Annotated in this window: 14 protein-coding genes and 1 pseudogene; 3 read left to right on the top strand and 12 right to left on the bottom strand. The window is 56.3% G+C overall.

What is annotated here, in order from left to right; all coding sequences use genetic code 11:
• Positions 1-151 precede the first annotated feature (151 nt).
• Positions 152-793 carry an alanyl-tRNA editing protein gene (locus OWK27_RS12840; RefSeq protein WP_267590511.1) on the bottom strand — a complete coding sequence of 214 codons (642 nt, stop codon included), beginning with the start codon at positions 791-793 and terminating at the stop codon, positions 152-154.
• A 92-nt stretch (positions 794-885) separates the two neighbouring features.
• Between OWK27_RS12840 and OWK27_RS12845 the strand changes: the two genes are divergently transcribed.
• Entirely contained in the window at positions 886-1,788 is a 903-nt protein-coding gene (locus OWK27_RS12845) for a LysR family transcriptional regulator (protein ID WP_267590512.1), read from the top strand.
• A gap of 20 nt (positions 1,789-1,808) precedes the next feature.
• On the opposite strand, the gene ispH is transcribed toward OWK27_RS12845, so the two are convergent.
• From ispH to OWK27_RS12875, 6 genes and pseudogenes are all read right to left on the bottom strand, one after another.
• Positions 1,809-2,759, bottom strand: coding sequence for a 4-hydroxy-3-methylbut-2-enyl diphosphate reductase (gene ispH / locus OWK27_RS12850; protein ID WP_148420040.1), 951 nt, complete (start codon positions 2,757-2,759; stop codon positions 1,809-1,811).
• A gap of 1 nt (position 2,760) precedes the next feature.
• The gene (fkpB, locus tag OWK27_RS12855) at positions 2,761-3,210 is read right to left on the bottom strand and encodes an FKBP-type peptidyl-prolyl cis-trans isomerase (protein WP_148420039.1); all 450 of its coding nucleotides are present in this window, start codon (positions 3,208-3,210) and stop codon (positions 2,761-2,763) included.
• A 96-nt stretch (positions 3,211-3,306) separates the two neighbouring features.
• Positions 3,307-3,807, bottom strand: a complete 501-nt coding sequence (lspA, locus tag OWK27_RS12860; protein WP_063867426.1) for a signal peptidase II — start codon at positions 3,805-3,807, stop codon at positions 3,307-3,309.
• Positions 3,807-6,623: an isoleucine--tRNA ligase gene (ileS, locus tag OWK27_RS12865; RefSeq protein ID WP_148420038.1), complete on the bottom strand. Its 2,817-nt coding sequence runs from the start codon at positions 6,621-6,623 to the stop codon at positions 3,807-3,809. Before ileS ends, lspA begins: the two co-directional genes overlap by 1 nt.
• A gap of 45 nt (positions 6,624-6,668) precedes the next feature.
• Positions 6,669-7,595, bottom strand: a complete 927-nt coding sequence (gene ribF, locus OWK27_RS12870) for a bifunctional riboflavin kinase/FAD synthetase (RefSeq protein ID WP_148420037.1) — start codon at positions 7,593-7,595, stop codon at positions 6,669-6,671.
• A gap of 7 nt (positions 7,596-7,602) precedes the next feature.
• A pseudogene (locus OWK27_RS12875) lies at positions 7,603-7,808 on the bottom strand (DUF2575 domain-containing protein); the annotation flags it as partial.
• Between the two features lie 115 nt (positions 7,809-7,923).
• On the opposite strand from OWK27_RS12875, the gene rpsT reads away from it, so the two are divergent.
• Positions 7,924-8,187 (top strand): 30S ribosomal protein S20, encoded by a 264-nt coding sequence (gene rpsT / locus OWK27_RS12880; protein WP_003856458.1) that lies wholly within the window; start codon positions 7,924-7,926, stop codon positions 8,185-8,187.
• 58 nt (positions 8,188-8,245) lie between these two features.
• Here the strand turns inward: rpsT and nhaR are convergent, their stop codons facing one another.
• The 4 genes from nhaR to dnaK all read right to left on the bottom strand — a co-directional run bounded on the left by nhaR (position 8,246) and on the right by dnaK (position 13,698).
• Positions 8,246-9,145 carry a transcriptional activator NhaR gene (gene nhaR / locus OWK27_RS12885; RefSeq protein WP_080328999.1) on the bottom strand — a complete coding sequence of 300 codons (900 nt, stop codon included), beginning with the start codon at positions 9,143-9,145 and terminating at the stop codon, positions 8,246-8,248.
• A gap of 57 nt (positions 9,146-9,202) precedes the next feature.
• On the bottom strand, positions 9,203-10,378 hold the full coding sequence (nhaA, locus tag OWK27_RS12890) for a Na+/H+ antiporter NhaA (protein ID WP_176608740.1): 1,176 nt from the start codon (positions 10,376-10,378) through the stop codon (positions 9,203-9,205).
• Between the two features lie 173 nt (positions 10,379-10,551).
• Positions 10,552-11,697 (bottom strand): molecular chaperone DnaJ, encoded by a 1,146-nt coding sequence (gene dnaJ / locus OWK27_RS12895; RefSeq protein WP_267590513.1) that lies wholly within the window; start codon positions 11,695-11,697, stop codon positions 10,552-10,554.
• Positions 11,698-11,784: 87 nt separating this feature from the next.
• Entirely contained in the window at positions 11,785-13,698 is a 1,914-nt protein-coding gene (gene dnaK, locus OWK27_RS12900) for a molecular chaperone DnaK (protein ID WP_006810169.1), read from the bottom strand.
• A gap of 294 nt (positions 13,699-13,992) precedes the next feature.
• Here dnaK and satP point away from each other — a divergent pair, with 294 nt between their 5' ends.
• The gene (gene satP / locus OWK27_RS12905) at positions 13,993-14,559 is read left to right on the top strand and encodes an acetate uptake transporter (RefSeq protein WP_148420032.1); all 567 of its coding nucleotides are present in this window, start codon (positions 13,993-13,995) and stop codon (positions 14,557-14,559) included.
• Here the strand turns inward: satP and OWK27_RS12910 are convergent.
• Complete coding sequence (locus OWK27_RS12910) at positions 14,536-15,858, bottom strand: MFS transporter (protein ID WP_148420031.1); 1,323 nt, start codon at positions 15,856-15,858, stop codon at positions 14,536-14,538. The two genes, satP and OWK27_RS12910, sit on opposite strands and share 24 nt — an antisense overlap.
• Positions 15,859-15,919 lie beyond the last annotated feature (61 nt).

Here is a 15,919-nt window from a genome sequence, read left to right on the forward strand (position 1 = left end):
TTCAGAGGCTAACAGGCGGTATGCGGTAAGTAGAATAATGTGAGGTTTCATGTTTATCTCCGGCCCGAGGAGAACAACACGACAAGCTTACCAGATTTACCGCTTCCCCTCCTGTGAAGCCTCCCGCTCTGTCGGGTTAATCACACTCCGGCTACGCCTGCTCGTTGAGGGCGTAAGTGACCACCAGCTGTCCTTTTTTTATTTTCATCCCCGAGATCTGCATTTCACCGATTTCCGCCAGCTGGGTAACGTGCGTTCCGCCGCACGAGTAGGCCGGGAGATCGCCGAAGCGCACCGTGCGTCTGCCCGCTTCCGTTTCGGTATAACAACGCAGATTGTCGGCCTTCCAGCCGTTGATGAGGGCGATCAGGGAGCCGGCATCAGGCACTGAGGCCTGCTGCTCCCTGGCCGTAAAGGTAATCCGGCCTTCACCCGGCCAGTGGTGGGCTTTTACCGGTTGCCAGCCAAATCGCTCGCCGGCATAGCCAATCAAATGGCCCGCGCTGTGCCAGCGGGAGTGACGCACGCGCGCGCTTTTATCGACCTGAATCTCCACCTCCCCTGGCGCCAGCGGTTTAGCCAGAATATGAACGAGCTGCTCCCCCCGCAGGCTCACGCCCTCCACGGCGATCCCCGCGATTAAGCCCCGATCGGCTGGCTGCCCTCCTCCCTGCGGATGGAAAAGCGTCTGATCCAGCTCGACGGCGTAGCGGCCATCAGCTTCTTCAGTGCAGCGGATCGCCTTCACCCGGGCTTCTGTCGCGTCACTGGCGTAATAAAGTCGTTCTGTCATGGTTGTTCTCCTCTGTACCCTGACAGTATATTCATTACTTACGCATAGATAATCTGCCTTTCAAACAATACACTCTTGCCTGGTATGCACAAATGAAACCTGCACTGCTTCCCGATCTCGCCACCTTCGTTTCCATCGTTGAACACGGTAATTTTTCAACCGCGGCCCGCATTGCGGGCGCGACCCCCTCGGCGATCAGCCGCTGTGTTTCACGCCTGGAAAAGGAGATGGCATGTAAGTTACTGAACCGCACCACGCGCAAGCTGGCACTTACCGAAACCGGAAAATCCGTTTATGAACATGCACTGGAGATGCTGGAAGCAGCACAGCAGGCATTAGATTCCGGCAGCAGTCTGCAAACCATCGCGCAGGGAAAGCTCACATTGAGCGTGCCGAAAGCGGTGGGAAGGTTTGTGATCCATCCGCTGATACCCGCCTTTCTGGAGCGCTATCCGCAAATAGACGTCTGCCTGCGCCTGGAAGATCGCTACATGGATCTGATCGATGATGGTGTCGATCTGGCCTTACGGATCACCAACTCACCTTCTCCAGGCCTGTACGGAAAACCGCTGATGCCGGTAAGCCATATTATTTGCGCTACGCCAGAATACCTTCGTCGCGCGGGCACGCCTCAGCATCCGCAGGACCTCCTGGCGCATAGCTGTATTTCGCTCGGTGAAACCCCGGCCGATTCACGCTGGAAATTTACGCTGCAGGGGAAAACGGAGGTGGTACAGACGCACGGTCGCTACGCGGCTAACCACACGGGCGTGCGGCTTGACGCGGTTAAACGTCATGTTGGTATCGGAAGCTTACCGCTGTTTACGGCGCGTGAGGCGCTTGAAAATGGGGAAATTGTGCAGGTTCTGCCGGAGTGGAATTTCATCGGCAGCTATTCAGGTGAGCTATGGCTGCTGTGGACGCGTAACAAGCATATGCCAGCCAGAATGCGGGCTATGATTAACTATCTGAATGAAAAAATGCCAGTCACCTGATGACTGGCATTTTTTAAAGCTTATTCCACTTCACGCGCGTCGATACGCAGCTCTTTCGGGACTTCGAAGACAATATTCTCTTCCCGGCCTTCCAGCGGAACGGCTTCACCACCGCCCAGCTCCTGCAGGCGGACAATCACGTTCTGCACGAGGATATCCGGCGCGGAAGCCCCGGCGGTGACGCCAACGCAGGCCGCGTTTTTCACCCACGCTTCCTGGATGTCCGTCGCGTCGTCGATCAGGAACGCCGCCTTGCCCATCCGCTGTGCCAGTTCGGCCAGGCGGTTGGAGTTAGAGGAGTTTTTCGAGCCGACCACCAGCACCACGTCGGCCTGTTCAGCCAGCGCACGCACCGCTTCCTGACGGTTAGTGGTTGCGTAGCAGATATCATCTTTACGCGGCCCGACGATTTTCGGAAAACGCTGGCGCAGCGCGTCAATCACGTCCGACGTATCATCAACCGAAAGCGTGGTCTGCGTCATGAACGACAGGCGGCCTTCGTTTTTCACGTTGAGCGTCAGGACATCTTCCGGCGATTCAACCAGGTACATCCCCCCTTCCGGGTTGCTGTACTGGCCCATCGTGCCTTCGACTTCCGGGTGACCGGCGTGACCAATCAGGATCGACTCTTCACCACGACGGCTGGCGCGCGCCACTTCCATATGCACTTTCGTCACCAGCGGACAGGTAGCGTCGAATACGGTCAGATCGCGGCTTTTGGCTTCGTTACGCACTGCCTGTGACACGCCGTGCGCGGAGAAGATCAGGATAGCGCCGTCCGGCACTTCGCTGATTTGCTCGATGAAGATCGCCCCGCGCTCGCGCAGGCTGTCGACCACGTAGCGGTTATGCACCACTTCATGACGCACGTAAATCGGCGCGCCGTAAATCTCCAGCGCGTTTTCAACAATGCTGATAGCGCGGTCTACACCGGCGCAGAAGCCGCGCGGGTTAGCCAACAGGATCTGCATTTCAGGCCTCCAGTGCCGGATCGATCTCCAGCACTTCTACATCAAAATGAACGGTACGCCCGGCAAGCGGATGGTTGAAGTCAACGGTAATCGAGTCGCCGTTGATTTCGCGGATCACGCCAGGCATTTCGCTGCCGTCCATAGCGGTGAAGAGCATAATCGCCCCGATTTCCGGTTCGCCCGCGTCCATAAACTCACGACGCGAAAAGTACTGAATCAGGTCCGGGCTTGGTACGCCGAATGCCGCATCCGGCTCCAGCGAGAACGCCTTTTTTTCACCCTCTTTCAGGCCGAGAAGCTGTTGCTCCAGCCCTTCAGAGAGGGAGGTGTCGCCCAGGCGAAACAGCGCGGGTTTACCGTTGTTGCGGGTGGACTCAGCAGTGGAGCCATCGTCCAGCTTCAGCGTGAAGTGAACGAGGAGTGCGCTGTTGCTCTGTACGGATTTAGACATGCAAATTGCTCGCTGGTTTTCGCCCGGCGGCGCTACGCTTGCCTGACCTGCGATAACCGCAGGCTGGTGCAGACGTAGCGCCGCCGGGCAGGTTTGTTACGCCTGCTCTTTCGCCGCCGGTTTAGGCAAGAAGCCTTCCAGCACGATTAACGCCGCACCGATACAAATTGCGCTATCGGCGAGGTTAAAGGTCGCGAAGTGCCAGTTGCCGACGTAGAAGTCGATCATGTCGACCACAAAGCCGTGCCACAGGCGGTCAAACAGGTTGCCCAGTGCGCCACCAATGATCAGCGCATAGGCGATATTATTCAGCTTTTGTGTTGCCTTCGAGCGGTACATCAGCACCGCCAGCACGACGCAGATACCCATTGCGATACCTGCGAAGAACCAGCGCTGCCAGCCACCGCTGTCAGCAAGGAAACTAAACGCCGCGCCGTAGTTACGTGCATAGTGCAGGTTAAGCGACGGGAACAGCGGAACCGTATCCCCCAGAGCGAAATTCTGCAGGATCAGGAACTTGCTGCCCAGATCGATAATCAGCACCACCACAACCAGCCACAGCCAGCGCAGTCCTGTTGAACAGAGAGTTTTACTCATCAGGCAAACTTACGTTTTTCGCCGTCACCGGCGACGTTGCTTACACAGCGTCCGCAGATGTCTGCGTGTTCCGCCACCTGACCGACATCGGTAGTGTAATGCCAGCAACGCGGGCATTTCTCACCGTCGGCTTTGCTCAGCGCGACCTTCAGTCCTTTGAGCAGTTCGCTCTGCTGAGCATCAGCAGAAGCATCGGCATAATCCGCAACTTTCGCACCGGAGGTCAACAGGACAAATCGTAATTCATCGCCCAGCGCCGTCAGTTTTGCCGCCAGCTCCGGTTCGGCGTACAGGGTCACTGCCGCTTCCAGGGAGCCGCCGACTTTCTTGTCAGCTCGCGCCTGCTCGATAACCTTGTTCACTTCGCCACGCACCTTCAGCAGCTCGTCCCAGAAGGCGTCGTTCATCGCTTCGGTGCTGGAGAGATCGAACAGACCTTCGTACCACTCGCCGGTGAAGACATACTTCTCGCGGTCGCCTGGCAGGTAGCCCCAGATTTCATCTGCGGTGAAGGACATGATCGGCGCCATCCAGCGCACCAGCGCTTCTGCGATATGGTACAGCGCAGACTGGCAGCTACGGCGCGCCACGCTGTCCGCTTTCGCGGTGTACTGGCGGTCTTTGATGATGTCGAGGTAGAACGAGCCCATCTCGATGGAGCAGAAGCGCATCAGGCGCTGCACCACTTCATGGAAATCGTAAGACTCATATGCCTTAACGATGTCTTCCTGCGCCGCTTTCGCGCAGCCGACCGCCCAGCGATCCAGCACCACCATCTCTTCCGGCTTCACCATGTCTTTCACCGGATCGAAACCGTTCAGGTTTGCCAGCAGGAAGCGCGCGGTGTTACGGATACGACGATAGCTGTCGGCAGCACGCTTCAGGATCTCGTCAGACACCGCCATTTCGCCGGTGTAGTCGGTAGACGCCACCCACAGACGCAGAATATCTGCGCCCAGCTTGTTCATCACGTCCTGCGGAGAAACGGTGTTACCGATGGACTTGGACATCTTGCGGCCCTGGCCATCAACGGTGAAGCCGTGGGTCAGAACCTGACGGTAAGGCGCTTTGCCCTTCATGGCGGTGGAGATCATCAGGGATGACATGAACCAGCCGCGGTGTTGGTCGGACCCTTCCAGATACATGTCGGCAGCGTGACCGGCGAACTCAGGGCGCACGTCAACCACGGAGGCGTGGGTTGAACCGGAGTCAAACCATACGTCCAGGGTATCGGGTACTTTCTCGTAGTTATCCGCGTCCGCGCCCAGGATGTCGCGGGCGTCGAGATCCCACCACGCCTGAATGCCGTCGATTTCGACGCGCTTCGCCACTTCTTCCATCAGCTCCAGCGTGTTTGGATGCAGTTCCTGCGTCTCTTTATGCACGAACAGAGACATCGGCACGCCCCAGGTACGCTGACGGGAGATACACCAGTCAGGACGGTTAGCCACCATGGATTCAATACGCGCCTGCCCCCAGTCCGGGATCCACTGCACGCCCTTGATCTCCTTCAGAGACTGCTCGCGCAGGCCCTTCTGATCCATGCTCACGAACCACTGCGGCGTAGCGCGGAAGATGATCGGCGACTTGTGACGCCAGCAGCACGGATAGCTGTGCTGCATTTTCTCAACGTGCAGCAGCGCGCCGCGCTCACGCAGCATCTCAACGATGATGTCGTTCGCCTTGAAGACGTTGATACCGTCCAGCGCCGGGTAAGTACCTGGCAGGTATGAACCGTCCGGACCAACCGGGTTAGCGATTTCCAGACCGTATTTCAGGCTGATGTTGTAGTCGTCAGGGCCGTGGCCACCGGCGGTATGTACCGCACCGGTACCCGCGTCCAGCGTGACGTGGTCGCCCAGGATCGCCGGAACGTCGAAGTCCAGGAACGGATGTTTAAAGCGCATCAGTTCCAGCGCGTCACCTTTCACGGTGCCCAGCACGGCGTAGTCGGTGATGTTCGCGCGTTTCAGCACGCTTTCAACCAGATCTTTCGCCAGAATCAGCGCACGACCTTCAACCTGCACCAGCGCGTATTCGAACTCAGCGGACAGGGAGATGGCACGGTTCGCCGGCAGGGTCCACGGGGTGGTGGTCCAGATAACAAGAGAGATCGGGCCGTTTACGCCAGGCAGGCCGAATTTACCTTTGATCGCATCCTGATCGACCGCTTCGAAGGCCACGTCGATTGAAGGCGAGGTTTTGTCGTAATACTCAACTTCCGCTTCTGCCAGGGCAGAACGGCAGTCCACGCACCAGTGCACCGGCTTCGCACCTTTGTGCAGGTGTCCGTTACCGATGATTTTGCCCAGCGCACGGATGATGTTGGCTTCGGTTTTGAAGTCCATGGTCAGGTACGGGTGCGACCAGTCGCCCAGCACGCCCAGACGGATAAAGTCCGCGCGCTGGCCGTCAACCTGGGTGGCTGCGTATTCGCGGCACTTCGCGCGGAACTCTGCGGCGGTGAACTTCTCACCCGGCTTGCCAAACTCTTGTTCCACCTTCAGCTCGATTGGCAGACCGTGGCAGTCCCAGCCCGGAACGTAAGGCGAGTCATATCCCGCGAGCCCTTTGGACTTCACGATAATGTCTTTCAGAATCTTGTTTACAGAGTGACCAATATGAATGCTGCCATTCGCATATGGAGGGCCATCATGCAGAATGAAGGTTTTTTTGCCTTTTTTGGCTGCACGAATGATGCCGTACAGATCATCATCGGTCCAACGCGCCAGCATTCCCGGTTCGCGCTTGGCGAGATCGCCGCGCATCGGGAACCCTGTTTCCGGCAAATTCAGGGTTGATTTATAGTCACTCATCAGATTCTCGGTTCCGTATTTATCACGTAGGCAGTTAAGCCGGTTCTAAAGCCCAAAAAACTCGCGGGCCGTTAATTCATCTCGCGCGATTTGCGCCTTAAGTTCATCCAGCGAAGCGAATCGCTGCTCGTTGCGTATTTTTTTACGCAGTATCACATCTATATGGCGACCGTAGAGGTCCATTACAACGTCCAGCAGGTGTACTTCTAACTGTTGACGTACACCGGCAACCGTTGGACGTGTGCCAATGTTGGCGACACCGTAGAAAGGCTTATCGCCCAGTCCTGCCACTTCCACCGCATACACCCCTTTCACCGGGGAGACCTGACGGCGCAGCGGTATATTCGCCGTCGGGAAACCTATCGTGCGGCCCAGCGCATCGCCATGAACCACACGGCCTGAAATCGTGAACGGATGGCCCAGCAGCGTTTCTGCCGTATCCAGTTCATCATTCGCCAGCGCCTGGCGTACCGCCGTGCTGCTGACGCGAACGCCGCCCTCGCAGAAGGTCATCGTACTGGTGACGTCAAATCCGTACTCCAGGCCAGCCTTCTGTAATAACAAGAAATCGCCCTGACGACCAGCGCCAAAGCGGAAATCATCGCCCACGGCGAGAAACTGCACGCCAAGCTGTCTGACCAACAGGTCGCTGACAAAGTTTTGTGCGGTCAGTGCGGCAAAGCGACGATCGAATCGTACGCACAGGACGTAGTCCACACCTGACTCTGCCAGATAGCGTAACTTCTCGCGCAGACGGGTCAGGCGTGCGGGTGATTTTTCGCCTGCAAACAGCTCCAGCGGCTGCGGTTCGAAAATCATCACCACGACGGGCAGGCCACGCGCCTCGCCTTCTTTACGCAATCCCTGCAGCAGCGCCTGATGCCCACGATGCACGCCGTCGAAATTACCAATGGTCAGCACGCACCCGTGCGGGGCTTGACTGAGATTATGTATGCCGCGTATCAGCTTCATGACTGGCTCAAGACAGTGAAAATCGCCAAAGTATACCTTGTACAGCGGTTAAGGTTAACCGGCGATTGTTCACGCTAAACAGAAAGCCGTATGATTTCATCGCGCTGACCTTTCACAGCAAAAAAATCTGCCCGCGAACTGCGATTTTTACGCCGAAAAGCTGTATTCACGAACGACAAGCTGGTAGAATCCTGCGCCATCACTACGTAACGTAGCGTCGCCATATTAACGGCGCTTATTTGCACAAATCCATTGACAAAAGAAGGTATAGAGGGCATATTCCTCGGCCTTTGAATTGTCCACATAGATCATATTTGGGAGTTGGACCTTGGCTAATATCAAATCAGCTAAGAAACGTGCCGTTCAGTCTGAAAAGGCTCGTAAGCACAATGCAAGCCGTCGCTCTATGATGCGTACTTTCATCAAGAAAGTATACGCAGCAATCGAAGCTGGCGACAAAGCTGCAGCGCAGAACGCATTTAACGAAATGCAACCAATCGTGGATCGTCAGGCTGCTAAAGGTCTGATCCACAAAAACAAAGCAGCGCGTCATAAAGCAAACCTGACCGCGCAGATCAACAAACTGGCTTAATCGCTACTTGTTGTTGCTTGTTTGAAAGAACCCGCTTAACGCGGGTTTTTTTATGTCTTCAGAACGCCGGCGGCGTAAACAGCGCCGAGTAGTCACGGTTGCAGATACGCTGCACCGCCGGATGCTGAATCATCCTTTCGGCGAATATGGCGTGATACTCCTCCATCACGTTATCCACTCTGCCAATCTCCGTAATCTTATCGTCTGAATAGAGATCGTGTGCGTACAGCGTCGGGGCAACGAAGATAGCGTTGTGCGCCTCGCCGAAGGCTTTCATCAGCGCGGCATCGTCGAACTCGCCGAGGATTTCCACGTTCAGCCCCTGCGAGTTAAACCAGTTCAGCAGCTTACGCCCGAGCATGGAGCGTCTTCCCGGCACCAGCAGGCGGCGCTCTTCCAGACAGGCCGGGAACGGTTTTTCCGGCGGCGGATTAATGCACCAGAAGCTGACGCCGCACTCGCCAATTTTCACCGAGAACAGCCCTTCCTGCTGCGTGGAGTCGATCGGGCAGTCCGAGATAATCATATCCAGCTTGTGCTGGCTCAGCTGTTCCAGCAGCATCTCGTGAGTGGATTCGAAGCAGCGCAAATGAATCTGCTCATCTTCCACTACCGCCGCATCCAGCACGCCGCTTACCAGCCGTTTTGACAGCGCATCCGCCACGCCCACGTCAAACAGCAGGTTGGACTCTTTGCGGTAGTTGACGATATCCAGCATCTCCTGGCTTAGGGTGAACATTTTGTCCGCGTAGCGGAAAACCAGCTCGCCCAGCTCGCTCGGCTCAATCCCGCGCCCTTTCCGCTTGAACAGTTTTCCCTGCAGGCGCTCTTCCAGAGCCTTGATTTGCCCGGTGATGGTCTGCGGCGTCAGGTAGAGCGCCTCAGCGGCTCCCACGACGGATCCCTGCTTGTAGACATGCCAGAAGTAGTAGAGATGGTTGTAGTTCAAATGAGACATCACGTTTTCACTCCCTGATAACCGATCGGGAGAAGGCTTCCCTTCTCCCGGCTCCCGTTATGCCCGGACAGCCTGTCCGGACAGCTTAACCTTCAATAAGGTATAACCCACCACCGCGGCCAGTAACGACCCGATGAGAATGCCCAGCTTCGCCCAGACGATAAGCTCGGGCGCGTTTGCGCCAAACGCCAGCGTCGAGATAAAGATCGACATGGTAAATCCAATACCGCACAGCACGCCGACCGCCATAATCTGACTAAACGAGGTCCCGTTTGGCAATGACGCCAGCTTCAGCTTCAGCGCCAGCCAGCAGAACAGGCTGATCCCCAGCGGCTTGCCGATAAACAGCCCGGCAATAATACCCAGCGGCAGCACGGAGGTGAGCCCCTCCAGCGTAACCCCGCCAAGGGAAACGCCCGCGTTGGCAAACGCAAACAGCGGCAGGATCATAAAGCCAACCCACGGGTGAAGCACGTGTTCCAGCTGTCCGGCAGGTGATTTGCCATCCTGCTCCTTCAGCGGGATAAAGAAACCAACGATGACGCCGGCCAGCGTGGCGTGCACGCCGGATTTCAGCACCGCCGTCCACAGCACCATGCCCACCAGAATATAGATACCGGTGCGTCGGACGTTAAAGATGTTCATCAGCGCCAGCGCCGCAATCGCCACTGCCGCCACGCTCAGCGACAGAATCGACAGCTCGCTGGTGTAGAACAGCGCGATAATCACGATAGCGCCGAGGTCATCGATAATCGCCAGCGCCATCAGGAAAATTTTGAGTGCTGCGGGGACGCGGCTTCCGAGCAAGGCCAGCACCCCAAGGGCAAACGCGATATCCGTTGCAGCCGGGATCGCCCAGCCGTCACGCGCAATCGGATCCTGCCAGGCAAACGCGAGGAACAGCAGCGCCGGCACCACCATCCCGCCAATCGCAGCGATCACCGGAAACGCCGCCCGCTGACGGCTGGCAAGCGAGCCAATCACCAGCTCACGTTTGACCTCCAGCCCCACCAGCAGGAAGAACACCGCCATCAGCGCATCGTTGATCCACAGCAGCATGTTCTTGTTAATCTCCAGCGGCCCGACCTTAAGCTCGACGGGGGTTTCCAGAAATGCGTGATAGAGATCGCGGGTCATGCCCATGTTGGCAAGCAACATGGCGGCCGCAGCAGCGATTATCAGGATAACGCCGCCGGATGCCTCACTGCTAAAGAAACGGTGTAGTAATTTCACGTTAATTCTCTCTTTTACAACAATACCTCGATAAAACCATAATATCAGCGCAAACAAATCGGTAAAAACAGATTAATATTGAAGATAAACTCAGTTTAACCGAGCATTTAAGCCAGAAATAAAAAAGCCCGGAATCGCTTCCGGGCTTTAAAGGATAGTAACCAGCTGGCGGTTTAGCGGGTCAAATCGTCGAAGAATTTTTTGACGCCATCGAAGAAGCTTTTGGAGCGTGGGCTGTTTTTCTCGCCCGTTGGGCCGCCAAAGCTCTCCTGTAGCTCTTTCAGCAGCTGTTTCTGCTTGTCATTCAGGCCGACCGGCGTTTCCACCACCACGCGGCATAGCAGGTCGCCCTGCGCGCCACCGCGAACGGATTTAACGCCTTTGCCGCGCATGCGGAACAGCTTGCCGGTCTGCGTTTCACCAGGCACTTTCAGGTTCACGCGCCCGTCCAGCGTCGGCACTTCGATTTCGCCGCCCAGCGCCGCCATCGCAAAGTTGATCGGCACTTCGCAGTACAGGTTGTTACCTTCACGCTCGAAAATGGCGTGCTGTTTCACCTGTACCTGAACGTACAGATCGCCTGCCGGTGCGCCGTGCTCGCCGGCTTCACCCTCGCCTGCCAGGCGGATGCGGTCGCCCGTATCAACGCCTCCCGGGATCTTAACGGACAGGGTTTTGGTTTTCTCAACGCGACCGTGACCGTGACACTTGTTGCACGGATCTTTAATCAGCGTACCGCGACCATGACAGTGTGGACAGGCCTGCTGTACCGCGAAGAAGCCCTGGCGCATCTGCACCTGACCGGAACCGTGACAGGTTGGACAGGTCTGTGGCTGAGTCCCCGCTTTCGCGCCGCTGCCGTGGCAAACGTCACACTCTTCCAGCGTCGGGATACGGATCTCTTTGGTGACGCCACGAACCGCTTCTTCCAGCGTCAGCTCCATGTTGTAGCGCAGGTCTGCGCCGCGCGCCGCGCGCTGACGACCACGCCCACCGCCGAAGATGTCGCCGAACACATCACCAAAGATATCGCTGAAATCAGCGCCGCCGCCGAAGCCGCCGCCACCAAATCCACCGCCGCCCATGCCGCCCTGTTCAAAGGCTGCGTGACCGTACTGGTCATAGGCCGCACGTTTTTGTGAATCGGTCAGGACTTCGTAGGCTTCTTTAATTTCTTTAAATTTAGCTTCAGCCTCTTTATCACCCTGATTGCGGTCCGGGTGATACTTCATGGCCAGGCGCTTATATGCCTTTTTGATTTCACGCTCTTCCGCAGTTTTCGGAACGCCTAAAATCTCGTAATAGTCTTGCTTTGCCATTGGTTTTTTTAAGCCCCTTAACATGCGAGCACGGGCGTGGAGAGTTCTCCTACGCCCGTGCCGATTAATTACCCTGCATCAGGGCGATTATTTTTTATCTTTCACTTCTTCGAACTCAGCGTCGACAACGTCGTCGTCTTTCGCGTTGTTCTGGGAAGCATCAGCGCCCGCCTGCTGCTGTGCGTGCTGCTGCTGAGCGATTTCCATCAGCTTCTGAGAAACCTGTGCCAGCTCCTGCATCTTCGCTTCGATATCCGCTTTGTCTTCGCCTTTCAGAGACGTTTCCAGCGCGCTCAGTGCAGTTTCGATAGCCGTTTTGTCTTCCGCTGGCAGTTTATCGCCCGCTTCCTCAACCTGCTTACGGGTGCTGTGCAGCAGATGGTCACCCTGGTTACGGGTCTGAACCAGCTCTTCGAACTTACGGTCGGATTCCGCGTTAGCTTCGGCATCACGAACCATTTTTTCGATTTCCGCTTCGTTCAGGCCAGAAGATGCCTTGATGGTGATCTTCTGCTCTTTACCGCTGTTTTTGTCTTTCGCAGACACGTGCAGGATACCGTCAGCATCGATGTCGAAGGTTACTTCGATCTGAGGCATGCCGCGCGGAGCCGGGTTGATACCGTCCAGGTTGAACTGACCCAGAGATTTGTTATCCGCCGCACGCTTACGCTCACCCTGAATCACATGGATGGTTACCGCAGACTGGTTGTCTTCAGCGGTAGAGAACACCTGGCTGTGTTTCGTTGGGATAGTGGTGTTTTTGTTGATGAGCGGAGTCATCACACCGCCCATGGTTTCGATACCCAGGGACAGCGGGGTAACGTCCAGCAGCAGTACGTCTTTCACTTCACCCGTCAGTACACCACCCTGAACCGCAGCACCGATAGCAACCGCTTCGTCCGGGTTCACGTCTTTACGCGGCTCTTTGCCAAAGAATTCAGCTACTTTCTTCTGAACCATTGGCATACGGGTCTGACCACCTACCAGGATAACGTCCTGAATGTCAGACACGGACAGGCCAGCGTCCTGCAGTGCAACTTTCAGCGGCTCGATAGAACGGTTAACCAGGTCTTCTACCAGGCTTTCCAGTTTCGCACGGGTCACTTTAATGTTCATGTGTTTCGGACCGGTCGCGTCTGCGGTGATGTACGGCAGGTTCACGTCGGTCTGCTGAGCGGAAGACAGTTCGATCTTCGCTTTCTCAGCCGCTTCTTTCAGGCGCTGCATGGCCAGCGGGTCGTTACGCAGGTCAATGCCCTGATCTTTCTTGAACTCGTCAACGAGGTAGTTGATGAGACGAGTATCGAAGTCTTCACCACCCAGGTGGGTATCACCGTTGGTTGCCAGAACTTCGAAGGTTTTTTCGCCGTCAACGTCGTCGATTTCGATAATAGAGATATCGAAAGTACCACCACCCAGGTCGTAAACCGCGATAGTACGGTTGCCAACTTCTTTATCCAGACCGTAAGCCAGTGCAGCGGCGGTTGGTTCGTTGATGATACGTTTGACTTCCAGACCTGCGATACGGCCAGCATCTTTGGTTGCCTGACGCTGAGCATCGTTGAAGTAGGCTGGAACGGTGATAACAGCTTCAGTTACCGGCTCACCCAGGTAATCTTCCGCGGTTTTCTTCATTTTTTTCAGCACTTCAGCAGAAATCTGCGGCGGTGCAGTTTTGGTGCCTTTCACATCAAGCCATGCATCGCCGTTATCTGCTGCGATGATTTTGTAAGGCATGATAGAAACGTCACGCTGAACTTCTTCGTCCTGGAAGCGGCGGCCAATCAGGCGTTTGATCGCAAACAGGGTGTTTTGCGGGTTTGTCACTGCCTGACGTTTAGCCGGCTGACCAACCAGAGTTTCACCATCCTGGGTATAAGCAATGATAGAAGGCGTGGTGCGATCGCCCTCGGCGTTCTCCAGCACACGTGCAGTAGTGCCATCCATAATCGCTACACAAGAGTTGGTAGTACCCAGGTCGATACCAATAATTTTACCCATCTAAACGTCTCCACTAAAAATTCAGTCAACATGTGGTTGTGTACCTGTAATAAGGGCAGAACGTGCTTTTTCAACTGCCCAGATTTGATTTTTTTCAGGTCCACACACTGCGGTTGCTTACAAGATGGGGTCGCAACGTCATCCATCAAGGGGGAGACATAAAAAAATTTTAATTTCACCCTGATGAGATCATAGACGGCGTCGATGCCGCCCATTATGATGCCGCGCCCCGTCAGGGAGAATTGACGCGGGTTTAACCATTTCACCATTTTGATGATGATTTTTTGAGGACTTATGGGCAACACTAAGTTGGCTAATCCGGCTCCGCTGGGCCTGATGGGTTTTGGCATGACCACCATTCTGCTGAACCTGCACAATATCGGGATGTTCCCGATGGACGGCATTATCCTGGCGATGGGCATTTTTTACGGCGGTATCGCACAAATCTTCGCGGGCCTGCTGGAATATAAGAAAGGCAACACCTTCGGCTTAACCGCCTTCACCTCTTACGGTTCGTTCTGGCTGACCCTGGTCGCGATTCTGCTGATGCCAAAAATGGGCCTGGCGGATGCGGCAAACGCCCACTTCCTGGGCGTGTACCTGGGCCTGTGGGGCGTGTTCACCCTGTTCATGTTCTTCGGCACGTTAAAAGGCAACCGCGCGCTCCAGTTCGTCTTCCTGAGCCTGACCGTACTGTTCGCCCTGCTGGCAGTTGGCCACCTGGCGGATAACGAAGGCATCGTTCACGTTGCCGGCTGGATTGGCCTGGTGTGCGGCGCAAGCGCTATCTACCTGGCAATGGGTGAAGTGCTGAACGAGCAGTTCGGCCGCACCATTTTACCGATTGGTGAAAAACACTGATCCCTCTGTCGTGTCCGCCTCGCGGGCACGACATCCCTCTGACTGGCGCAGCCAAATCCCCAGTACCAGCCCCATCAGCGATAACGCCAGCACGTACCAGGCAGGCGCCAGGGGTGACACGCCCATCAGTACCGTGACCACAATCGGCGTCAGCCCACCAAAAATGGCATACGAGACGTTATAAGAGAAAGAGATCCCGGTGAAGCGAACCTCAGGCGGAAACGCGCGCACCATCACGTACGGTACGGCGCCCACCACGCCCACGCACAGCCCCACGATGCCGTACAGCAGGAACAGCTGTTCAGGATGGCTGCCCGCAAGATGGTAGAACGCCCAGCTCGACGCGGCCAGCAGCAGGCTGCCGACAATAAAGGTCACGCTGGCCCCGAAACGATCCGCCGCCAGCCCGGCGGCCAGACAGCCAAAACAGAGCATAACGGTGGCGATACTGTTCGCCTGTAGCGTCACGGCAGGGGCGAAGCCGTACTGCTTTTGCAGCCAGACCGGCGACATTAAAATCACCACCACGATACCCGCCGACAGCAGCCAGGTCAGCAGCATCGACACCACCACCGCTTTTTTATGCCGCACCACCACCGTCTTCACCGGCAGCTCCCGGGCCAGCGCCTTGCGCTGCTGCATTTCCAGGAATATCGGCGTCTCCTGCAGCCAACGGCGCAGATACATTGCCACCAGGCCAAACGCCCCGCCCAGCAGGAAAGGAATACGCCAGCCCCAGTCGTGAACGGCCTGCTGCGTCATGCTGGTATTGATGATGGTTGCGACCACGGAGCCAAGCAGGATCCCAATCGTCAGCCCTGCGGTCAGGGTTCCGCAAGCAATACCGATGCGGCGCGCCGGGACGTGCTCAGCGACAAATACCCAGGCGCCCGGCACTTCTCCGCCAATCGCCGCCCCCTGAAGAATACGCATCAGCAGCAGCAATAGCGGGGCGATAATGCCCATTGAGTCATAGGTCGGCAGCAGGCCAATGGCCAGCGTCGGCACGGCCATCAGCAGAATACTGAGGGTAAACATCTTCTTACGCCCCACCAGATCGCCGAAGTGCGCCATCACAATACCGCCCAGCGGGCGCGCCAGGTACCCGGCGGCGAAAATGCCGAAGGTTTGCACCTGACGCAGCCATTCCGGTATATCCGCCGGGAAGAACAGTGCTCCCACCACGGCGGCGAAGAAGACGAAGATGATGAAGTCGTAAAACTCCAGCGCGCCGCCCAGGGCGGCGAGCGTAAGGGTTTTGTAGTCCTGGCGATTCAGAGGTCGGGTGTTATGTGACATAGCGAACCATTGTGCATGTATTGTGGATTATTTTTTACAGTAATCGTAAAGAAAAAATTAC

It is taken from the genome of Enterobacter cloacae complex sp. 2022EL-00788 (genome assembly GCF_026627565.1).
GTDB lineage: Bacteria > Pseudomonadota > Gammaproteobacteria > Enterobacterales > Enterobacteriaceae > Enterobacter > Enterobacter pasteurii.

Coding starts and splice junctions, on each gene's coding strand:
- OWK27_RS12845 (WP_267590512.1), top strand. CDS start 886: ATGAAACCTGCACTGCTTCCCGATCTCGCCACCTTCGTTTCCATCGTT.
- OWK27_RS12910 (WP_148420031.1), bottom strand. CDS start 15,858: ATGTCACATAACACCCGACCTCTGAATCGCCAGGACTACAAAACCCTT.
- dnaK (WP_006810169.1), bottom strand. CDS start 13,698: ATGGGTAAAATTATTGGTATCGACCTGGGTACTACCAACTCTTGTGTA.
- dnaJ (WP_267590513.1), bottom strand. CDS start 11,697: ATGGCAAAGCAAGACTATTACGAGATTTTAGGCGTTCCGAAAACTGCG.
- nhaR (WP_080328999.1), bottom strand. CDS start 9,145: ATGTCTCATTTGAACTACAACCATCTCTACTACTTCTGGCATGTCTAC.
- lspA (WP_063867426.1), bottom strand. CDS start 3,807: ATGAGTAAAACTCTCTGTTCAACAGGACTGCGCTGGCTGTGGCTGGTT.
- satP (WP_148420032.1), top strand. CDS start 13,993: ATGGGCAACACTAAGTTGGCTAATCCGGCTCCGCTGGGCCTGATGGGT.
- ileS (WP_148420038.1), bottom strand. CDS start 6,623: ATGAGTGACTATAAATCAACCCTGAATTTGCCGGAAACAGGGTTCCCG.
- fkpB (WP_148420039.1), bottom strand. CDS start 3,210: ATGTCTAAATCCGTACAGAGCAACAGCGCACTCCTCGTTCACTTCACG.
- ispH (WP_148420040.1), bottom strand. CDS start 2,759: ATGCAGATCCTGTTGGCTAACCCGCGCGGCTTCTGCGCCGGTGTAGAC.
- ribF (WP_148420037.1), bottom strand. CDS start 7,595: ATGAAGCTGATACGCGGCATACATAATCTCAGTCAAGCCCCGCACGGG.
- OWK27_RS12840 (WP_267590511.1), bottom strand. CDS start 793: ATGACAGAACGACTTTATTACGCCAGTGACGCGACAGAAGCCCGGGTG.